This is a genomic window from Pseudosulfitobacter pseudonitzschiae (genome assembly GCF_002222635.1).
Lineage (GTDB): Bacteria > Pseudomonadota > Alphaproteobacteria > Rhodobacterales > Rhodobacteraceae > Pseudosulfitobacter > Pseudosulfitobacter pseudonitzschiae_A.
The window spans coordinates 2,353,483-2,370,282 of record NZ_CP022415.1; the positions used below are offsets into that span (position 1 = coordinate 2,353,483).

Below are 16,800 nucleotides of genomic sequence, written 5' to 3' on the forward strand. Positions count from 1 at the left end.
TGCGCGGGTGCTCCGAGGGTTGGCACAATGTGAACATAGCGGGACAAGAGTGTAAACCCCGTCCACAGCGCAGTAATCCGGGCGGCGATTTTGCGTCTTTTCCCCCGCCGCCCTGCGTGACAGTCTGTGCGGACAGCCACCGGAGAAACCCATGCCCGTTACCACTTGCGTATTCGATGCTTATGGCACGCTGTTTGATGTGGCCGCTGCCGCGCGCGTGGCGGCAGAGCAGCCGGAATTTCCCGCATTGGCAACGGCTTGGCCGCAATTGGCGGACTATTGGAGAGCCAAACAGCTGAATTATTCGTGGCTGCGTGCCGTTATGGGCGCGCACACCGATTTCTGGACCGTGACACAGGATGGGCTGGACTGGGCGCTGGAAAAGACCGGTCTGGACGGCGATCCGGCCCTGCGCCAGCGGCTGCTGGATCTCTATTGGGAGTTGCAGGCCTTTGCCGAGGTGCCTGCCATGTTAAAGTCTCTCAAAGACGCCGGCTTGCACACAGCGATTCTATCGAACGGCTCGCCTGCAATGCTGGATGGCGCTGTGCAATCGGCAGGCATTGGCGATGTTCTGGATGATTGCCTGTCAGTAGAAGCCGTCGGCATCTTCAAACCCGATGCGCGTATTTACGACCTTGTCGGGGCGCGGTTCGGCTGTACCCGTGACGAGGTGTTGTTCGTATCCTCGAATGGCTGGGACGCGGCAGCCGCTGCGCATTACGGGTTTCACACCGCGTGGGTGAACCGCGCAGGTGATCCGGTGGACCGACTTCCCGCCGCACCCGATACCATCCTTTCCGATCTAACCGGAATCCCTGCCCTTGCTGGAGTTTGACATGGCCAAGTTCACCACATCCGACGGGCTGAGCCTGCATTATACCGACTCGGGCAGTGGTCTGCCGATCCTGTGTCTCTCTGGTCTTGGCCGGACGGGCGCCGATTTTCGCTATGTCGCGCCCTATCTGGATGATTACCGCGTGATCACGATGGATTATCGCGGGCGGGGTCAGTCGGATTTTGACAAGGACTGGCGCAACTACACGCTGGCAATTGAAAGCCGCGATGCGGTGGAACTGCTGGACCATCTTGACATCGACCGCGCCGCGATCATTGGCACCTCGCGCGGGGGGCTGAATGCGATGATGCTGGGCCAGATCGTGCCCGAGCGCATTCTTGGCGTGGCTTTCAACGACGTTGGCCCCGAGATTGATCCCGAAGGCATCAAGGACATCATGGCCTATCTGGGCGTCAAACCCAGTATTCGCACCCACGCCGAAGCCGCGGCCATCCTGCCCGACCTGCTGGGTGGATTTATCGGTGTGCCCCCCGCTCGCTGGATGGAAGAGGCCGAGACGCATTTTGTGGATGACGGCAAAGGCGGTCTGAACCTGACCTATGACGCGCACCTGCGCGACGCGGTGGCGAACGAAACGGAAAGCCCCGATTTCTGGGCGTTCTTTGACGACCTCGCGGGCAAACCTTTGTGCCTGATCCACGCAGCGGGCAGCGACATTCTGAACGACAAGACGGCACAGCAAATGCGCCGGCGGCGGCCCGACATGATTTACACCAACCTGCCAGATCGCGGACACATTCCGTTTCTGGATGAACCTGCGGCTGTGACCGCGCTGAAACAATGGCTGGACCTGATCCAATGAACATCGACATGATCCGCGCCGCGGCAGCGCGGTTGAACGGTCACGCGCGGCGCACGCCGCTGCTGAATTCGCCCTTTATTGACGACATCGCGGGCCGCCGCGTCTGGATCAAACCTGAATGCCTGCAACACACCGGAAGTTTCAAATATCGCGGCGCGTGGTCTGCCCTGTCGGCGCTGGATGCAGACACCCGCGCCAAGGGGGTCATTGCGTTTTCCTCGGGCAATCATGCGCAGGGTGTGGCGCTGGCCGCAGCGCAGCATGACGTGCCCTCTGTCATCATCATGCCTGCGGATGCACCTGCGCTGAAGCTGGCGAACACCCGCGCGCTGGGGGCCGAAGTCATCACCTATGACCGCGCGACCGAGGACCGCGATGCCATCGGTGACCGGCTGGCGGCAGAGCGAGGGCTGACGTTGATCAAACCCTTTGACGAGCCACAGGTGATTGCCGGCCAAGGCACCGTCGGGCTTGAAATCGCAGCAGACGCCAAGGCGCAAGGAATCAAGACCGCCGATGTGCTGGTGTGCTGTGGTGGCGGCGGGCTGACTTCTGGCATCGCACTGGCGCTTGAGGCTGACGCGCCGGGACTGCGCGCACGTCCTGCAGAGCCCGAAGGCTTTGACGATGTGAAACGTTCGCTGGCTGTGGGAACGATCCAGCGCAACGACCGGACATCGGGCAACATCTGCGACGCGATCATCACCCCTGCCCCCGGTCAGTTGACCTTTCCCATCATGCACCGTCTGTGCGGCCCCGGTCTTGCGGTCTCAGAGGACGAAGCGTTGCAGGCCGTGGCACAGGCGTTTTTACGGCTGAAGCTGGTGGCAGAACCCGGTGGGGCGGTGGCGCTGGCCGCAGCGCTGTCGCGCAAGGATGAAATCGAAGGCGACGATGTGATCGTTGTGATCTCTGGCGGGAACGTCGATGCGCCGATCTTTGCGCGGGCATTGGCGGGGTTGGTATGACCCGCTTCACAGTCGCCAGTTTCAACGTGAAAAACCTGATCGGGCCAGACAAGGAATACTATGAATTCCAGCGCTACACACCCGAGGAATACGCGTGGAAACACGACTGGCTGTCTGAGCAGATACAATCGCTGAATGCGGATGTGATCGGCTTTCAGGAGATTTTCGAAGAGGAAGCGCTGCGCGATGTGATCACCGCCGCCGACACCGAGGGGCAGGCCGCCAACACCGCGTCCATTCCCGGATCGGACAAGCCCTATCGCAAAAAGGCGATCTTTCGCAAACTGGCCTATACGCCCTATGCGGACGCGGCACTTGCCTTTGCGCCAAATCTGAACGACGGCCCCGCAGGCCAGCGCCGCCCCGGCGTGGCGGTGCTGTCGCGTCTGGGGTTCGTCGGCGCGCCCGAGACCATTCAGGAGTTGTCTGAACCCGTCCGTATTCCCCTGCAAAGCCTTGGCGGTGGCAATGACGCGGGGCATTACACCGTCAAGCGGCTTAGCCGCCCGATCCTGAAGGTGCGCATTCCCGTGGGCGAGCACGTCATTACCCTGTTCAATTGCCACCTGAAATCGAAACTGGGTGAATTCATCACGCCGCCGGGTGCAGAGTTTGCGCCCGAGCAGAACCTTGTTCAGTACGATCCCGTAGGGCGCGCAATGGGATCGCTGCGCGCTGCCCTGCGCCGCATGACCGAAGCATGGGTGCTGCGCCGCGCCATTGTGGACGAATTGAAACAGGGCCGCCCTGTCATGGTCACAGGTGACTTTAACGATGGTGAAAACGCAGTCAGCTCCGAAATCATCTCGGGTGAGGTGCCCTTCAAAAACTACGCATGGATGCTGCGCCATGACGCGCGCGGCCCGAACGACCGTTATTCCCACGAGGAAAACGAGGTGATCACCGAACAAGTCGAGGCAATGCGCCTGCACTCTGCCGAAAAGCAGTTTGTGCGCAAATCCTTGCGTGACATGGTCTATACAGCGGCCTTTGGTGGTGTGTACGAGAGCATTGACCAAATTTATTTGTCGCGGCATTTCCTGCCCGAAACACCGGACAGCATTGGCGAAATGCAATACTTCAGCGTATTGAACGACCATCTGACCGATGGCAGCCACGCCGAAGCACCGTATAACAAGCTGGCCTCGGACCACGGGCAGATCATGGCGCATATCGCGCTGGGACAAGGAGAGACAGGATGAAACTGGCAGACTTGGGCGACGTGCGCCTGCATTACCGCATCGACGGCCCGGAAGACGGCGCACCTGTGGTATTCGCCAACTCTTTGGGCACCGATTTGCGGCTGTGGGATCCTATCCTGCCGCTGCTGCCAGAAGGGCTGCGTATCTTGCGCTTTGACAAGCGCGGGCACGGGCTGTCGTCGTGTCCGCCATCGCCCTATCCGATGGGGGCGCTGGTGACGGATGTTGAGAAACTGATGGACATGCACGGGTTCAAAGACGCGCTGTTTGTCGGGCTGTCGATTGGCGGAATGATTGCGCAGGGGCTTGCGGTCAAACGTCTGGATCTGGTGCGTGCGCTGGTGCTGTCGAACACCGGTGCCAAGATCGGCAATGCCGATATGTGGGCCGATCGCATTGCCGCGGTACAAAAGAATGGCATAGAAAGTCTGGCAGATGCTGTGATGGAACGCTGGTTTGCACCTGATTTTCGCGCCACGCCCGAACTGGAGCTGTGGCGCAACATGGTGGTCCGCCAAGAGGTCGAGGGCTATGCCGGTTGCTCTGCCGCCATCTCGGGGACAGATTTCTACGCCACCACCGCGTCACTGCGCCTGCCCGCGCTTGGCATTGCAGGCTCGGAAGATGGATCAACCCCGCCTGATCTGGTACGCGAAACCATAGACCTGATCCCCGGCAGCCAGTTCCACGTGATCCGGCGCACAGCCCACCTGCCTTGCGTTGAAAACCCCGAGGAGTATGCGCAAGTGCTGACCAAATTCATGCGCGACACGGGGCATATCTGACATGGCGGCCAGTGTTTTTGCCAGCCCGCTCTATGGGCAGTTGTTTGCCACGGGTGAAACCGGGCGTCTGTTCACCGACAGCGCCGAGGTTCGCGCCATGCTGCTGGTCGAAGGTGCCTTGGCCAAGGTTCAGGGCGGGCTGGGCGTGATCCCCGAAATCAGCGGGGCAGCGATCCATCGGGCCAGTCTTGAAATTGCGATAGATCCGGGGGCTTTGGGTGGCCCCACTGGGCAGAACGGCGTGCCGGTCCCCGGTCTTGTCGCGGCCTTTCGCACCGCGATGGAGGCTCCCGAGCACGCGCAATACGCCCATTGGGGTGCCACCAGTCAGGACATTCTGGACACCGCGCTGATGCTGCGGTTGCGACAGGCTCTGGCACTGGCAGAGGCCGACATCCGCGCATTGCTGCAAGTGCTGGCGCAGGCTGCCGAAGATCACGCCACCACGCCGATGCCCGCACGCACTTACGGTCAGGTTGCCACGCCGACCAGTTGGGGCGCGGTTCTGGCACAATGGGGCATGCCATTGATTGATGCGCTGGACCAGTTGCCCGCGCTGCGCGACACCAGCCTGTGGGTGTCGTTGTCGGGGGCGGCGGGCACGTCCTCGGCGCTTGGCCCCAAAGCCGCCAAGACCCGTGCTGCCTTGGCCGCAGCACTGGGGCTGAAGGATCCGGGCCGCAGCTGGCACACCGACCGCGGCCCCGTGTTGCGCATTGCCGACTGGATGGCGCGCGTCACCGCGACTTTGGCGGCGATGGGCGACACGCTGGTGGGCCTGACCATGTCCGGTATCGGCGAGGTCACATTGTCCGGCGCGGGCGGGTCATCGACCATGCCTCAGAAACAGAACCCCGTGGGGCCGTCGGCGCTGGTGGCTTTAAACATCCAGATGGCTGGTCTGCGTGCATCGTTGCAGGCTGCCGCAACGCACCAACACCAGCGCGATGGTGCCGCGTGGTTTGCCGAATGGATGGTTCTGCCGCAGGTGGTCCTGACCAATGCCAGCGCGCTGGCCCATGCACTGAAACTGTCAGAAGGCATCAATCCTGTGCCGGCGCGGATGCACGCCGCACTTGAAGACGGTCTGGGCCTGATACACGCCGAAGCGCTCAGCTTTGCGCTGGCCGACCAGATGTCCCGCCCCGAGGCGCAGGCCGCGACCAAGGCGCTGTGCAAAGAGGTCATGGACACGCAGGCCCCCCTGCCCGATCTGGCGGCCCGCAGATTCCCCGACCTGCCCCAAGGTCTGTTCGAAGCCGCATCCCAAATGGGCACCGCAGCGGACGACGCCCGCAGTTTTGCCACCCGCGCACGCAGCGCCACCGCCGTGTAGGCGCAGGGTGAACCCTGCGATCCTGTTCTTGCTGTTCACCGTCCTGCTGGACGCAATGGGCATCGGGCTGATCCTGCCGATCATGCCCGACCTGATCCGCGAAGTTCAGGGCGGGACATTGGCACAGGCCGCCCTGTGGGGTGGCGTGCTGTCCACGTCCTTTGCGGTGATGCAATTCCTGTTCGGGCCGGTCATCGGCGGGATGTCCGATCGCTTTGGTCGCAGGCCAGTGCTGCTGGTTTCACTGGTGGTCATGTGTCTGGACTATGTGCTGATGGCTCTGGCGGGCAGCATCTGGTTGCTGCTGGCGGGGCGGATCATTGGCGGGGTGGCTGCCTCGACGCAATCCACCGCCAATGCCTGTATGGCAGACCTGTCCGCCCCCGAAAACAAAAGCGCCAACTTCGGGCTGATCGGTGTGGCCTTTGGCATAGGCTTTGTGCTGGGGCCGCTGATCGGCGGGCTGCTGGCCGAATATGGCACCCGCGCCCCGTTCTGGGCGGCGGCATTCCTGTCGGGGCTGAATGCACTGTTCGGCTGGCTGGTGTTGGGTGAAACGGTTACCGATCGCATCCGGCGCGCGTTTTCGTGGCGACGGGCAAACCCGCTGGGCACCCTGCGCGCACTGGGGAAACTGCCGCAAATCCGCCGCCTGTTGCTGGTCTATTTCATCTACCAGTTCGCTTTTATCGTCTATCCGACGGTCTGGGCCTATTTCGGGCATGCGCGGTTTGACTGGTCACCTGCCATGATCGGCCTCAGCCTTGGGCTGTTCGGTATCGCGATGGCGGTGGTTCAGGGCGGGCTGATCCGCATCGCCCTGCGTCGGTTCGGGGAACGCGGGACAATTGTCTATGGCCTGCTCTTCAGCATTGTTAGCTATCTGGCGATTGCGCTGGTCACTTCGGGCACCGTCGCGCTGATCCTGACGCCGCTGGCGGCACTGGGCGGGGTGATTGCACCCGCACTGCAAGGGACCATGTCAAAGGCCACAGGTGACGATCAACAAGGCGAATTGCAAGGGGCTATGGTGTCGGTCAACGCACTGGCAATGATCCTGTCGCCAATGGTGATGACATCGGTGTTCTACAGCTTCACCGCCGTCACTGCCTCCACCTATTTCCCCGGCGCACCCTTCGTACTGTCGGCGCTGCTGGCCGGTTTGGCGCTGGTGATCTACCTGCGCCCCCTGGCGGCTGGGCGGGTCACCTGACGTCACCGCGAAAACTGGCGCTGACAGACCGGTAATGCGTCGGTTTTCGACATGCTTGGCTGACTTGCGCCCAGCACCTTGACCGGAACCTAACCCAAACTGCCATCAGGACTGCCCATGCAAACCATCAAAGCCGCCGTCTGCCATACATTTGGCGAGCCCTTGCACGTCGAGAACATCCACCTGCGCGCGCCCGAAATGGGCGAAGTCGAAGTGACCGTGGATGCCGTGGCGATCTGCCATTCCGACATTTCATTTGCCGAAGGCGCTTGGGGCGGCAGCCTGCCTGCGGTCTACGGACATGAGGCTGCGGGGCGCATCAGCGCCGTGGGCGCAGGGGTTACTGGCCTGTCGGAAGGCGACAGTGTTGTCGTCACGCTGATCCGGTCCTGCGGATCATGCGCGCCCTGTGCAAGCGGCAGTCCTGTATCCTGCGAGACACCATATAACGGTGATACGGGGCCAATCACCCTGACCGATGGCAGCAAACTGCATCAGGCGATGGCCACGGGTGGCTTTGCCGAAAAAGTGGTGGTGGACCAACGGCAAGTAGTACGTATTTCAGACAAAATTCCCAAGGACGTAGCCTCGCTGGTGGCCTGCGGTGTGATCACGGGCGTGGGGGCTGTGGTGAACTCGGCCCGCTTGCGTCCGGGTCAGGACGTGGTGGTGATCGGCGCGGGCGGCGTTGGTCTGAACGCTGTACAGGGCGCGCGGATTGCTGGTGCGCGGCGCATCGTCGCCGTAGATACAAGTGCGCAAAAGCTGGAGATCGCAAAGGACTTTGGCGCGACCCACGGTGTACTGGCCACGCACAAGGCACCTTGGCTGGCGGCGCGCAAAGCTTTGGGCGGACGCGGCGCCGATGCGGTGATTGTCACGGTCGGTGCGATCCCCGCCTATGATCAGGCGCCAAATTATCTGGCGACAGGCGGCAAGGTCATCATGGTCGGCATGCCCCATGTGGGCGGCAAGGCCACCTATGAGCCGGTCAATCTGGCCGCTGCGGGTCAGGGCATGATCGGGTCCAAGATGGGCGATGTGGTGATCCAGCGTGACATTCCGTGGATGCTGGACCTTTATGAACAGGGGCGGCTAAAACTGGACGAGTTGATCTCGGGGCGCTGGTCGCTAGAGCAGATAAACGAGGCCATTGCCGACACCAAGAGTGGCAGTGCGCGGCGCAACGTGATTGTTTTTGAGCACTGACCGCCGGGGCGTTGTCCCATGACTTATACTTCGCCCCCGGAGTTTACTTGGCAAGATAAAGGTGCAACCCGCATGAAACTGCAAGACCTCGATATTATCATCACTGCGCCGCCAGCACCCGGCTGGGGCGGGCGGTACTGGATTCTGGTCAAACTGACAACGGACACAGGGCTGGTGGGCTGGGGCGAGTGCTATGCCGCGTCGGTCGGGCCGAAAGCGATGCAGGCGGTGATCGAGGATGTGTTCGCGCGTCACATGCAGGGCGAGAACCCCGAGAATATCGAGCTGATGTTCCGCCGCGCCTATTCCGCCGGTTTCACCCAGCGGCCTGATCTGACGGTCATGGGGGCGTTTTCGGGGCTGGAGATCGCCTGCTGGGACATTCTGGGCAAGGACCGCGACCGCCCTGTGCACGCGCTGATCGGCGGGCGGATGAACGACCGCATTCGCGCCTATACCTATCTGTACCCCCTGCCCCGACATGATCTTCCGGCCTTCTGGACATCGCCCGAAATGGCAGCCGAGGCGGCGGCCGATTGCGTGGCGCGGGGCTATACGGCGGTAAAGTTTGATCCCGCTGGCCCCTATACCCTGCGCGGGGGCCACATGCCCGCGATGAGCGACATCAGCCAGTCGGTCGCGTTCTGCAAAGCGATCCGCGAAGCGGTCGGCGACCGCGCCGATCTGCTGTTTGGCACCCACGGGCAGTTCACCACCGCAGGTGCGATCCGGCTGGGCCGCGCAATCGCACCCTATGATCCGCTGTGGTACGAAGAGCCGATCCCGCCGGACAACCCCGCGCAGATGGCCGCTGTGGCCAGCGCCGTGGGTATACCCGTCGCCACCGGCGAGCGGTTGACCACCAAGGCCGAGTTTGCACCGATCCTGCGCAGCGGTGCGGCCAGCATCCTGCAGCCGGCCTTGGGGCGTGCCGGCGGCATCTGGGAGGTCAAGAAGATCGCGGCAATGGCCGAAGTTTACAACGCGCAGATCGCACCGCATCTCTATGCAGGGCCAATCGAGTGGGCCGCGAACATCCAGCTTGCAGCCTCTGTCCCCAACCTGCTGATGTGCGAGACCATCGAGACACCGTTTCATGATGCACTGATCAAGGGCAGCATCCGCGTCGAGGACGGTTTTGTCACGCCAACAGACGCCCCCGGACTGGGGATCGAAGTGGACGAGGCACTGGCGCGGGCCAATCCCTATACGGGCACGGGTCTGCATCTGGAGATGCAGGAAGCGCCCTGCGACTATGTGAACGGCAACGCGTTCGAGGGCGGCGCGCCTGCGCCGAAGGGTTAGAACAACCGCACGTCACTGACCGCCACATCGACCGCAAACTCGCGGCCCACAGCGACAACCCCGACGCGGCGCAGCTCGGACGGGGCGAAGGTTGCATCGGTACGGTAGGCTTCGAGCGCAGCGAAGGGCACCTGAACCGTGGTCCAGTCTGACGGGGCCACGAACCCGATACGAAACGATTGCCACGCACGGGTCAGCCGCGTGGTGCGCAGGCGCAAATCGTACCGCTCGCCATTGCCGCAAACGTCAAATGCGATGCCCGTCTTTCCACCAGCGTCTTGGGTCAGGTCAAAGGCCATCTGGATAAAGCCGCCACCGTTGTCGGTGCTGACTGCCCCGGTCAAACGCATCGCTGCACGACCGGCCACCTGTGCCTGTTCGACCTGACCGCGCGACACGCCACCCATGACGCTGTCTGCGACATACTCCCATTTCGGGTCCAGCTTCATCCCGCGCCCTGTTCCAGATGCCGGCCAAGGAAATCCAGCCAGTTTTCATGGCAGATCTTGGCAATTAGATGCGCGCCGTATCCGGCGTCCTGCATAGCATGAACCAGCGTGGGCAGATCAGCCGCCGAAGCGATGCCATCAGGCATCCCCGCACCGTCGAAATCGCTGCCCAATGCAACTTGGTCTTCGCCTAGCTTTTCGAGCAGATAGTCCAATTGGCGGATGCAGGCATCCAGCCCCACCCGTCCCGTTTTCCAGCCCGCATCGCTTAGAAAATCGGGGGCAAAGTTCAAACCCGCGATGCCGCCACTTTGGGCGATCACCTGCAGTTGGGCATCGGTCAGGTTGCGCGACGACGGGCAAAGCGACCACGCGTTGGAGTGGGTGGCCACGACAGGCTGGCCCATGTCGGCGATGTCCTCGAACCCCTTAAGGGTGATGTGACTGACGTCCAGCATAATGCCCAACTCGGTACACCGTGTGGCCAACCGCTTGCCGTCTGCCGTCAAACCCGGCCCCAGATCGGGATCGCGGAAATGGGCAAAGGGCACGCCGTGACCAAATATAGTGTTGCGCGACCAGACCGGCCCCAAGGACCGCAGCCCGACGCCGTGCAACACGTCCAGCGCCAACAGGTCGGCGTCAAGGCACTCGGCTCCCTCCAGATGCAAGACACAAGCCACCGCATCGCCCATGAAAGCGCGGGCCAACTGGCTGGCCTGCGTGACAATCTCGATCTGGCCCGCTGCGGCCAGTTGCAGGACAATCCCTGCCTGTCCCATCGCCGCCTGCAAGGCCCAGCCTTGGTCCAAGGGTTCGGCCAGCGGTTCGAACTCAATGCCACGCGCGAACGCATCGCGCGGCGGCGGCGTGCGGCTGGCCGGACAATAAATCGCAAAGAACCCGCCCGCCATACCACCCGCGCGACAGGCGGCTGCGTTCACGTGCCCCGCATCACTGGCAAAATGCGCCACGGGATCGCCTGGATGCTTCCACAAGCGGGACAAGACATCATTGTGACCGTCGAATATCATGTGCTCTGCCATCAATCTGCCGTCCATCCGCCATCCACCATCATCGCGGTGCCGGTGACCATCGCCGACGCATCTGACGCCAGATACAGCGCCGCGCCCATGATATCGCCCACCTCGCCCACGCGGGGCAGTTTGATCTTGTCCATAATCCACTCTCTCTTGTCGGGATCGCTGAACGTGGGCTCGGTCAGCGGGGTACGGATGAAAGTAGGACAGATCGTGTTGATGCGGATGCCCGCCTTGCCCCATTCGATGGCCATCGCTTTGACCATGCCTTCGACTGCGTGTTTCGACGCGCAATAGACCGCGCGTTCAGGACCGCCGACATGGCCCATCTGGCTGCTGATGTGAATGATCGACCCCGTGCGCCCCGCCTCCATCAGCGCCTTGGCGGCAAAGGATGACAGGAAATAGGCGCCCTTCACGTTCACATCCATCACCGCGTCGTAATCTGACGCATCAGTGTCCACCGCCGCCGAATGTCGCGCCAGACCGGCAGAGTTCAAAACCACGTCAAAAGGTTCGGAAAACGCACCGGCCAAGGCAATGAGGTCGGATTGATCCAACACCAGCACCTCGGCGGAATAGCCTGCGTGGCGCATCGCGGCGACGCTGCTTTCCAGCACATCGGCACGCCGCGCGGCACAGACCACATGGGCGCCTGCCTCGGCCAGCGCCACGGCGCAGCCCAGACCGATCCCCGAAGATGCCCCCGTGACCAAGGCGCGGCGGCCCGACAATCCAAACGACGGCGTTCGCGGCAAATCCATCATCGCGGCATCTCCCCTATTATTCCATTTCCAGCATCTGCAAAACCCGTGGGCAACGAAACCTAGTCCTGCACCACCGGGGCCGCAGCCCCATATGGCACATTCACCCCGCCATACCGCCTGACCCGCAGGTTGCATTGCTCGGCGTGGCCAACAAAACCCTCAAGCATGCACAACCGCGACCCATAGGCACCGACCTGCGCCGCCGCCGCATCGGTGGTGATCTTTTGATAGCTGTGCGTCTTGAGAAACTTGCCTATCCAAAGCCCGCCAGTATAGCGCCCCGCCTTACGGGTGGGCAGGGTGTGGTTCGTCCCTATCACCTTGTCGCCATTGGCCACATTGGTGCGCGGGCCCAGAAACAGCGCGCCATAGCAGGTCATGTTCTCCAGATACCAGTCATCGCGGTCTGTCATCACCTGCACATGCTCGGACGCAATCTCGTCCGCAATTGCCAGCATCTCGTCATGAGTGTCGCACAAGATCACCTCACCGTAGTCCTCCCAACTGACCCCTGCCGTATCGGCAGTGGGCAATATCTTCAACAATCGGTCGATCTGGGCCAGCGTAGCCTCGGCCAGTTTCCTGCTGTTGGTCAGCAGAACGGCGGGCGAGTTATAGCCATGCTCGGCCTGTCCTAGCAGATCAGTGGCGCACAACTCGGCGTCCACCGTATCGTCGGCAATCACCATCGTCTCGGTCGGGCCTGCGAACAGGTCGATGCCCACGCGCCCGAACAACTGGCGCTTGGCCTCGGCGACAAAGGCGTTACCGGGCCCCACAAGCATGTGAACGGGGTCAATGCTCTGGGTGCCTAACGCCATTGCGCCCACGGCCTGAATGCCACCCAGCACATAAATTTCATGCGCGCCGCCCAGATGCATGGCGGCGATCACGGCCGGATTGGGTTTTCCCCTGAACGGCGGGGTGCATGCGATGATGCGCGGCACGCCCGCCACTGCCGCTGTCGCCACAGACATATGGGCCGAGGCGACCATCGGAAATTTCCCGCCCGGAACATAGCAGCCCACCGATTGCACCGGAATATTCTTGTGGCCAAGGATCACCCCCGGCATCGTTTCGATCTCGATGTCGGTCATCGAGGCGCGCTGCGCGCGGGCAAAGGCCACAACCTGTGCCTGCGCAAATTCGATGTCGGCCAGTTCTTGCGGGTCTAGTTGCGCAATCAGCGCGTCGATGTCGTCCGCGCTCAACCGAAAGCTATCGGGGGTGTAGCTGTCGAACTGCTGCGACAGACGGCGCACCGCCGCGTCGCCCTCAGCGGTGATCTGGGCCAGCGTGTCTTCGACGATCGCCCTTGTCTTGGCATCGTCTGCGGCGCGCTCGGTCTCTGCCTTGCCGCGTTTGAGGTATGTTATCGCCATCTGTCGCCTCGCTTGTTGCGGGGGCAGCTTAGCGGATGACGCGCGTTTCACCAGAGCCAGCGGTTATCTGAAAGCGTCGGCATGGATATTTATAGCCAAAAGAAGCGGGGGCACAGTGGCCCCCGCATCCGGTGATTTTTGCTGTGACGACAGCCGGGTTTAAAAGAACGCCTGAATGCCGGTCTGGGCACGGCCCAAGATCAGTGCGTGAACGTCGTGGGTGCCCTCGTAGGTGTTCACCGTCTCAAGGTTCATCACATGGCGCATGACCTGAAATTCGCCCGAGATGCCGTTGCCGCCGTGCATATCGCGCGAGATGCGCGCGATATCCAGCGCCTTGCCGCAGTTGTTGCGTTTGACGATTGAAATCATTTCAGGCGCAGCTTGGGCGGCGTCCATCAGCCGACCCACTTGCAGCGAGGCCTGCAAGCCCAGTGCAATTTCGGTCTGCATGTCGGCCAGTTTCTTCTGAAACAACTGCGTGCCGGCCAGCGGCTTGTTGAACTGTTTGCGGTCCAGACCGTACTGACGTGCGGCGTGCCAGCAGAACTCGGCAGCGCCCAGCGCACCCCAGCTGATGCCGTAGCGGGCGCGGTTCAAACAGCCGAACGGACCTTTCAGTCCCTGGACGTTTGGCAACAGCGCGTCATCGCCCACTTCGACACCGTCCATGACGATCTCGCCTGTGATCGAGGCCCGCAGGGACAGCTTGTTTTCGATCTTGGGGGCGCTCAGACCCTTCATGCCCTTTTCAAGGACAAAGCCGCGGATCTTGCCGTCGTGCTCGTCCGACTTGGCCCAGACCACGAAGACATCCGCGAAGGGCGCGTTCGAGATCCACATCTTCGAGCCGGAAATCTTGTACCCATTGGCGGTTTTCACCGCGCGGGTTTTCATGCCTGCGGGATCGGAACCCGCATCGGGCTCGGTCAGGCCAAAGCAGCCGACCCATTCGCCGCTTGCGAGTTTGGGCAGGTATTTCTTGCGCTGCTCTTCCGAGCCGTAGGCGTAGATGGGGTAGATCACCAGGCTGGATTGCACCGACATCATTGACCGATAGCCGCTGTCGATCCGCTCGACTTCGCGGGCGACCAGACCGTAAGACACGTACGAGCCGCCCAAGCCGCCATATTCCTCAGGCAGGGTCACGCCCAGCAGGCCCATGTCGCCCATTTCGGCAAAGATGGATTTATCCGCAGTCTCGTTGGCAAAAGCGTCGATGATGCGCGGGGCCAGCTTTTCGCGGGCATAGGCCGCAGCGCTGTCCTGAATCATGCGTTCATCTTCTGTCAGCTGTTGCGACAACCGGAAGGGGTCGGCCCAGTCAAAGCTGCCCAGATCGGGGGCGTCTTTGGCTTTCAGGATCGGGGTTTCTGCATTCATGAAGGGCCTCTTTCTCGAATCTGTTGAATTTCGCCCAGTATTGCAAAGAAACGCGGCAAGTTCTAACAATCATCCGTCCTGTGATACATGAGGATTAGTCATAGATGATCGCCCCCCGCCGTTTCCTGCCCTCGACCGGTGCGCTGATGGCCTTTGAAGCCGTCGCACGGCTGGGGTCGGCCACGGCTGCCGCGCAAGAGCTATCGTTGACCCAAAGCGGGGTCAGCCGCCAGTTGCGCAGCCTTGAGACGCAGATCGGGGCGGCTTTGGTCCAGCGCGAGGGGCGCGCATTGGTGCTGACGCCGGTGGGACGCGAATACGCCCGTTCGGTGCGCGAAATCCTGCACCGGCTGGCGGCAGCGTCGGTGGCGGCGCGCACCAATCCGGATGGTGGCACGCTGAACCTTGCAATTCTGCCCGCTTTCGGGATGCACTGGCTGGCCCCGCGCTTGCAGGATTTTGCACGCACCCACCCCGAAGTTACCGTGAACCTGTCCACCCGTCTGGCCCCATTCGATTTTCGCGCCAGCCGCTTTGACGCCGCCATCCACTTTGGCCGCGAGGACTGGCCGGGCGCCGACCACCTGTCGTTGATGCCCGAAACCGTGGTTCCGGTCTGCGCGCCGGACCTGTTGCAACAGGCGTCAACCGCGCAGATTGCGGCCCAACCGCTGTTGCATCTGGAAACGCGGCCCAAGGGGTGGGCCCGCTGGCTGGCGGCGCAGGGCTGGACGGGTGATCTGCCACCGGGGATGCAGTTCGACCAGTTTTCGACCATGGCACAGGCGGCAATCCACGGCATGGGCGTGGCGCTGTTGCCGACCTTTGTGGCGCAGCCCTATCTGGACAGCGGGCAGCTGGCGCTGGCCTCGGTGCAGACCTCCGAAAGTATCGGCACCTATTATCTTGTCTGGCCGTCCGAGCGTGCCACCCAAGCGCCCCTGCGCTCGTTTCGAAGCTGGCTGACCGAACAGACCCGCAACAGCCCTGAACCAATGCCCCGGGCATGATGCAGGCCGGTCGCATTTTCGCCGTATTCCCTCATTATGGCTGCGACAGTGTTTTCGGGTGGGGCCGGACCAAACAGGAGCATTTATGCTGCATTCAATTCAAAAACTGGCCATCGCCGCTGCTTTTGGCACGGTACTAGCCCCTGCTGCCTTTGCAGATGGCGATTCCGCCCACGAACATACCGTTATGGTTCTGGAAGAGTCTTTCTTTCCCAAAGTAACCTATGCCGCACCCGGTGATACTGTCCGTTTTGTCAACGCATCCGACTCGGAGCAGTCGATCGTTGCGAAAGACGACAACTGGTCCGTTGGTCCGATCGCGGCGCAAGGCGAACAGGTCTTTACTGTTTTTGCCGGAATGAAGAACGACTTTTACCTGATCCTCAGCCCGGAAACGGGTGAAGCTGTCGAAGGCGCAGAGGAAACTGAGGAAGTCGTGAACCCGGCAGGTGCCATCAGCTTTAGCGAACCTCCTCTCAGCAATTGATCTGCGCCAAGTGCGGCGCGGTTTCCGGCCTGCTTGCCACCTGCGCAAGCGGGCCGTTCGGCGTTTCAGTCATAGGGGGCGATCAACTCGGGCCCAGCGGCGCGGTTGGAATTCACCGCGGTGTTTAAGCGGTGCATTTGCAGGGTATCTTCGGGTGCGGGTTGCCTCAGACGCGCCGCGCCCTTGTCTTCTTCGCCCAGCCACAGCCATTGCGGCTCCAACACCACGGGCATCCTGTGGTGGATGGTCGACATAGCGTCATTCGCCCCCGTGATGACGATGGCACAAGTGCGCTACGTCTCGCCCCAGTCCCAATCCTGTCAGATCGCGGCAAAGGTCAGCGGTGTGCCATCCTGTCGGGTGATGTACCACGACAGACTCAGCGAAAGGCGGGTTTGTCGGCAATAGTTTCGGCGCGCGCATTGATCAAAAGCGGGCCGTGGTGGGGTTTTTATACCAATGCGGAATGAACCCCCAACGCATCGCGATCGCATCAGTTGGAAAGGTCACGGCCAAACGTCCACACACGGTGCGCAACCAAGGCCACCTGACGCACATGACCAAGCCCTTGAAATGATCCCCGATCCAAATTCTGACCTGCCA

16 protein-coding genes and 1 pseudogene are annotated in these 16,800 nt (G+C 61.9%); 11 read left to right on the top strand and 6 right to left on the bottom strand.

Features of this window, described 5'->3' with window-relative positions; all coding sequences use genetic code 11:
* Positions 1-151: 151 nt before the first annotated feature.
* From SULPSESMR1_RS11415 to SULPSESMR1_RS11455, 9 genes are all read left to right on the top strand, one after another.
* The gene (locus SULPSESMR1_RS11415; RefSeq protein WP_089420931.1) at positions 152-838 is read left to right on the top strand and encodes a haloacid dehalogenase type II; all 687 of its coding nucleotides are present in this window, start codon (positions 152-154) and stop codon (positions 836-838) included.
* 1 nt (position 839) lies between these two features.
* Positions 840-1,661 (top strand): alpha/beta fold hydrolase, encoded by an 822-nt coding sequence (locus SULPSESMR1_RS11420; RefSeq protein ID WP_089420932.1) that lies wholly within the window; start codon positions 840-842, stop codon positions 1,659-1,661.
* Entirely contained in the window at positions 1,658-2,629 is a 972-nt protein-coding gene (locus tag SULPSESMR1_RS11425; RefSeq protein WP_089420933.1) for a threonine ammonia-lyase, read from the top strand. Before SULPSESMR1_RS11420 ends, SULPSESMR1_RS11425 begins: the two co-directional genes overlap by 4 nt.
* Complete coding sequence (locus tag SULPSESMR1_RS11430; protein ID WP_089420934.1) at positions 2,626-3,831, top strand: endonuclease/exonuclease/phosphatase family protein; 1,206 nt, start codon at positions 2,626-2,628, stop codon at positions 3,829-3,831. The genes SULPSESMR1_RS11425 and SULPSESMR1_RS11430 overlap by 4 nt, the downstream gene beginning before the upstream one ends.
* Positions 3,828-4,616 carry a 3-oxoadipate enol-lactonase gene (gene pcaD, locus SULPSESMR1_RS11435; RefSeq protein ID WP_089420935.1) on the top strand — a complete coding sequence of 263 codons (789 nt, stop codon included), beginning with the start codon at positions 3,828-3,830 and terminating at the stop codon, positions 4,614-4,616. The genes SULPSESMR1_RS11430 and pcaD overlap by 4 nt, the downstream gene beginning before the upstream one ends.
* Before the next feature lies 1 nt (position 4,617).
* Entirely contained in the window at positions 4,618-5,952 is a 1,335-nt protein-coding gene (locus tag SULPSESMR1_RS11440; protein ID WP_089420936.1) for a lyase family protein, read from the top strand.
* 7 nt (positions 5,953-5,959) lie between these two features.
* Positions 5,960-7,165: a TCR/Tet family MFS transporter gene (locus SULPSESMR1_RS11445; RefSeq protein WP_089420937.1), complete on the top strand. Its 1,206-nt coding sequence runs from the start codon at positions 5,960-5,962 to the stop codon at positions 7,163-7,165.
* Positions 7,166-7,282: 117 nt separating this feature from the next.
* Entirely contained in the window at positions 7,283-8,374 is a 1,092-nt protein-coding gene (locus SULPSESMR1_RS11450; protein ID WP_089420938.1) for a zinc-binding dehydrogenase, read from the top strand.
* 72 nt (positions 8,375-8,446) lie between these two features.
* On the top strand, positions 8,447-9,679 hold the full coding sequence (locus SULPSESMR1_RS11455; protein WP_089420939.1) for a mandelate racemase/muconate lactonizing enzyme family protein: 1,233 nt from the start codon (positions 8,447-8,449) through the stop codon (positions 9,677-9,679).
* Here SULPSESMR1_RS11455 and SULPSESMR1_RS11460 read toward each other — a convergent pair.
* The 5 genes from SULPSESMR1_RS11460 to SULPSESMR1_RS11480 form a co-directional block, all read right to left on the bottom strand.
* On the bottom strand, positions 9,676-10,128 hold the full coding sequence (locus SULPSESMR1_RS11460; RefSeq protein WP_089420940.1) for a CIA30 family protein: 453 nt from the start codon (positions 10,126-10,128) through the stop codon (positions 9,676-9,678). The two genes, SULPSESMR1_RS11455 and SULPSESMR1_RS11460, sit on opposite strands and share 4 nt — an antisense overlap.
* Positions 10,125-11,189 carry a dipeptidase gene (locus SULPSESMR1_RS11465; protein WP_162791912.1) on the bottom strand — a complete coding sequence of 355 codons (1,065 nt, stop codon included), beginning with the start codon at positions 11,187-11,189 and terminating at the stop codon, positions 10,125-10,127. The genes SULPSESMR1_RS11460 and SULPSESMR1_RS11465 overlap by 4 nt, the downstream gene beginning before the upstream one ends.
* Positions 11,174-11,935 (bottom strand): SDR family NAD(P)-dependent oxidoreductase, encoded by a 762-nt coding sequence (locus SULPSESMR1_RS11470; protein WP_089420942.1) that lies wholly within the window; start codon positions 11,933-11,935, stop codon positions 11,174-11,176. Before SULPSESMR1_RS11470 ends, SULPSESMR1_RS11465 begins: the two co-directional genes overlap by 16 nt.
* Positions 11,936-11,994: 59 nt before the next feature.
* The gene (gene hisD / locus SULPSESMR1_RS11475) at positions 11,995-13,317 is read right to left on the bottom strand and encodes a histidinol dehydrogenase (protein WP_089420943.1); all 1,323 of its coding nucleotides are present in this window, start codon (positions 13,315-13,317) and stop codon (positions 11,995-11,997) included.
* A gap of 159 nt (positions 13,318-13,476) precedes the next feature.
* The gene (locus SULPSESMR1_RS11480) at positions 13,477-14,700 is read right to left on the bottom strand and encodes an acyl-CoA dehydrogenase (protein ID WP_089420944.1); all 1,224 of its coding nucleotides are present in this window, start codon (positions 14,698-14,700) and stop codon (positions 13,477-13,479) included.
* 104 nt (positions 14,701-14,804) lie between these two features.
* Between SULPSESMR1_RS11480 and SULPSESMR1_RS11485 the strand changes: the two genes are divergently transcribed.
* Together SULPSESMR1_RS11485 and SULPSESMR1_RS11490 are read left to right on the top strand one after the other, a co-directional pair.
* Complete coding sequence (locus SULPSESMR1_RS11485; protein WP_089420945.1) at positions 14,805-15,710, top strand: LysR substrate-binding domain-containing protein; 906 nt, start codon at positions 14,805-14,807, stop codon at positions 15,708-15,710.
* Between the two features lie 85 nt (positions 15,711-15,795).
* Positions 15,796-16,197 carry a hypothetical protein gene (locus SULPSESMR1_RS11490; RefSeq protein ID WP_089420946.1) on the top strand — a complete coding sequence of 134 codons (402 nt, stop codon included), beginning with the start codon at positions 15,796-15,798 and terminating at the stop codon, positions 16,195-16,197.
* Between the two features lie 65 nt (positions 16,198-16,262).
* On the opposite strand, the pseudogene SULPSESMR1_RS11495 reads toward SULPSESMR1_RS11490, so the two are convergent.
* Positions 16,263-16,725, bottom strand: a pseudogene (locus tag SULPSESMR1_RS11495) (SOS response-associated peptidase).
* Between the last annotated feature and the right edge of the window lie 75 nt (positions 16,726-16,800).

What these genes read in the sequence shown, in the direction of transcription:
- SULPSESMR1_RS11470 (WP_089420942.1), bottom strand. Translation starts at nt 11,935, where the DNA reads ATGATGGATTTGCCGCGAACGCCGTCGTTTGGATTGTCGGGCCGCCGC.
- SULPSESMR1_RS11485 (WP_089420945.1), top strand. Translation starts at nt 14,805, where the DNA reads ATGATCGCCCCCCGCCGTTTCCTGCCCTCGACCGGTGCGCTGATGGCC.
- pcaD (WP_089420935.1), top strand. Translation starts at nt 3,828, where the DNA reads ATGAAACTGGCAGACTTGGGCGACGTGCGCCTGCATTACCGCATCGAC.
- SULPSESMR1_RS11450 (WP_089420938.1), top strand. Translation starts at nt 7,283, where the DNA reads ATGCAAACCATCAAAGCCGCCGTCTGCCATACATTTGGCGAGCCCTTG.
- SULPSESMR1_RS11455 (WP_089420939.1), top strand. Translation starts at nt 8,447, where the DNA reads ATGAAACTGCAAGACCTCGATATTATCATCACTGCGCCGCCAGCACCC.
- SULPSESMR1_RS11460 (WP_089420940.1), bottom strand. Translation starts at nt 10,128, where the DNA reads ATGAAGCTGGACCCGAAATGGGAGTATGTCGCAGACAGCGTCATGGGT.
- SULPSESMR1_RS11420 (WP_089420932.1), top strand. Translation starts at nt 840, where the DNA reads ATGGCCAAGTTCACCACATCCGACGGGCTGAGCCTGCATTATACCGAC.
- SULPSESMR1_RS11440 (WP_089420936.1), top strand. Translation starts at nt 4,618, where the DNA reads ATGGCGGCCAGTGTTTTTGCCAGCCCGCTCTATGGGCAGTTGTTTGCC.
- SULPSESMR1_RS11465 (WP_162791912.1), bottom strand. Translation starts at nt 11,189, where the DNA reads ATGGACGGCAGATTGATGGCAGAGCACATGATATTCGACGGTCACAAT.
- SULPSESMR1_RS11425 (WP_089420933.1), top strand. Translation starts at nt 1,658, where the DNA reads ATGAACATCGACATGATCCGCGCCGCGGCAGCGCGGTTGAACGGTCAC.
- SULPSESMR1_RS11415 (WP_089420931.1), top strand. Translation starts at nt 152, where the DNA reads ATGCCCGTTACCACTTGCGTATTCGATGCTTATGGCACGCTGTTTGAT.
- SULPSESMR1_RS11490 (WP_089420946.1), top strand. Translation starts at nt 15,796, where the DNA reads ATGCTGCATTCAATTCAAAAACTGGCCATCGCCGCTGCTTTTGGCACG.
- SULPSESMR1_RS11430 (WP_089420934.1), top strand. Translation starts at nt 2,626, where the DNA reads ATGACCCGCTTCACAGTCGCCAGTTTCAACGTGAAAAACCTGATCGGG.
- SULPSESMR1_RS11480 (WP_089420944.1), bottom strand. Translation starts at nt 14,700, where the DNA reads ATGAATGCAGAAACCCCGATCCTGAAAGCCAAAGACGCCCCCGATCTG.
- hisD (WP_089420943.1), bottom strand. Translation starts at nt 13,317, where the DNA reads ATGGCGATAACATACCTCAAACGCGGCAAGGCAGAGACCGAGCGCGCC.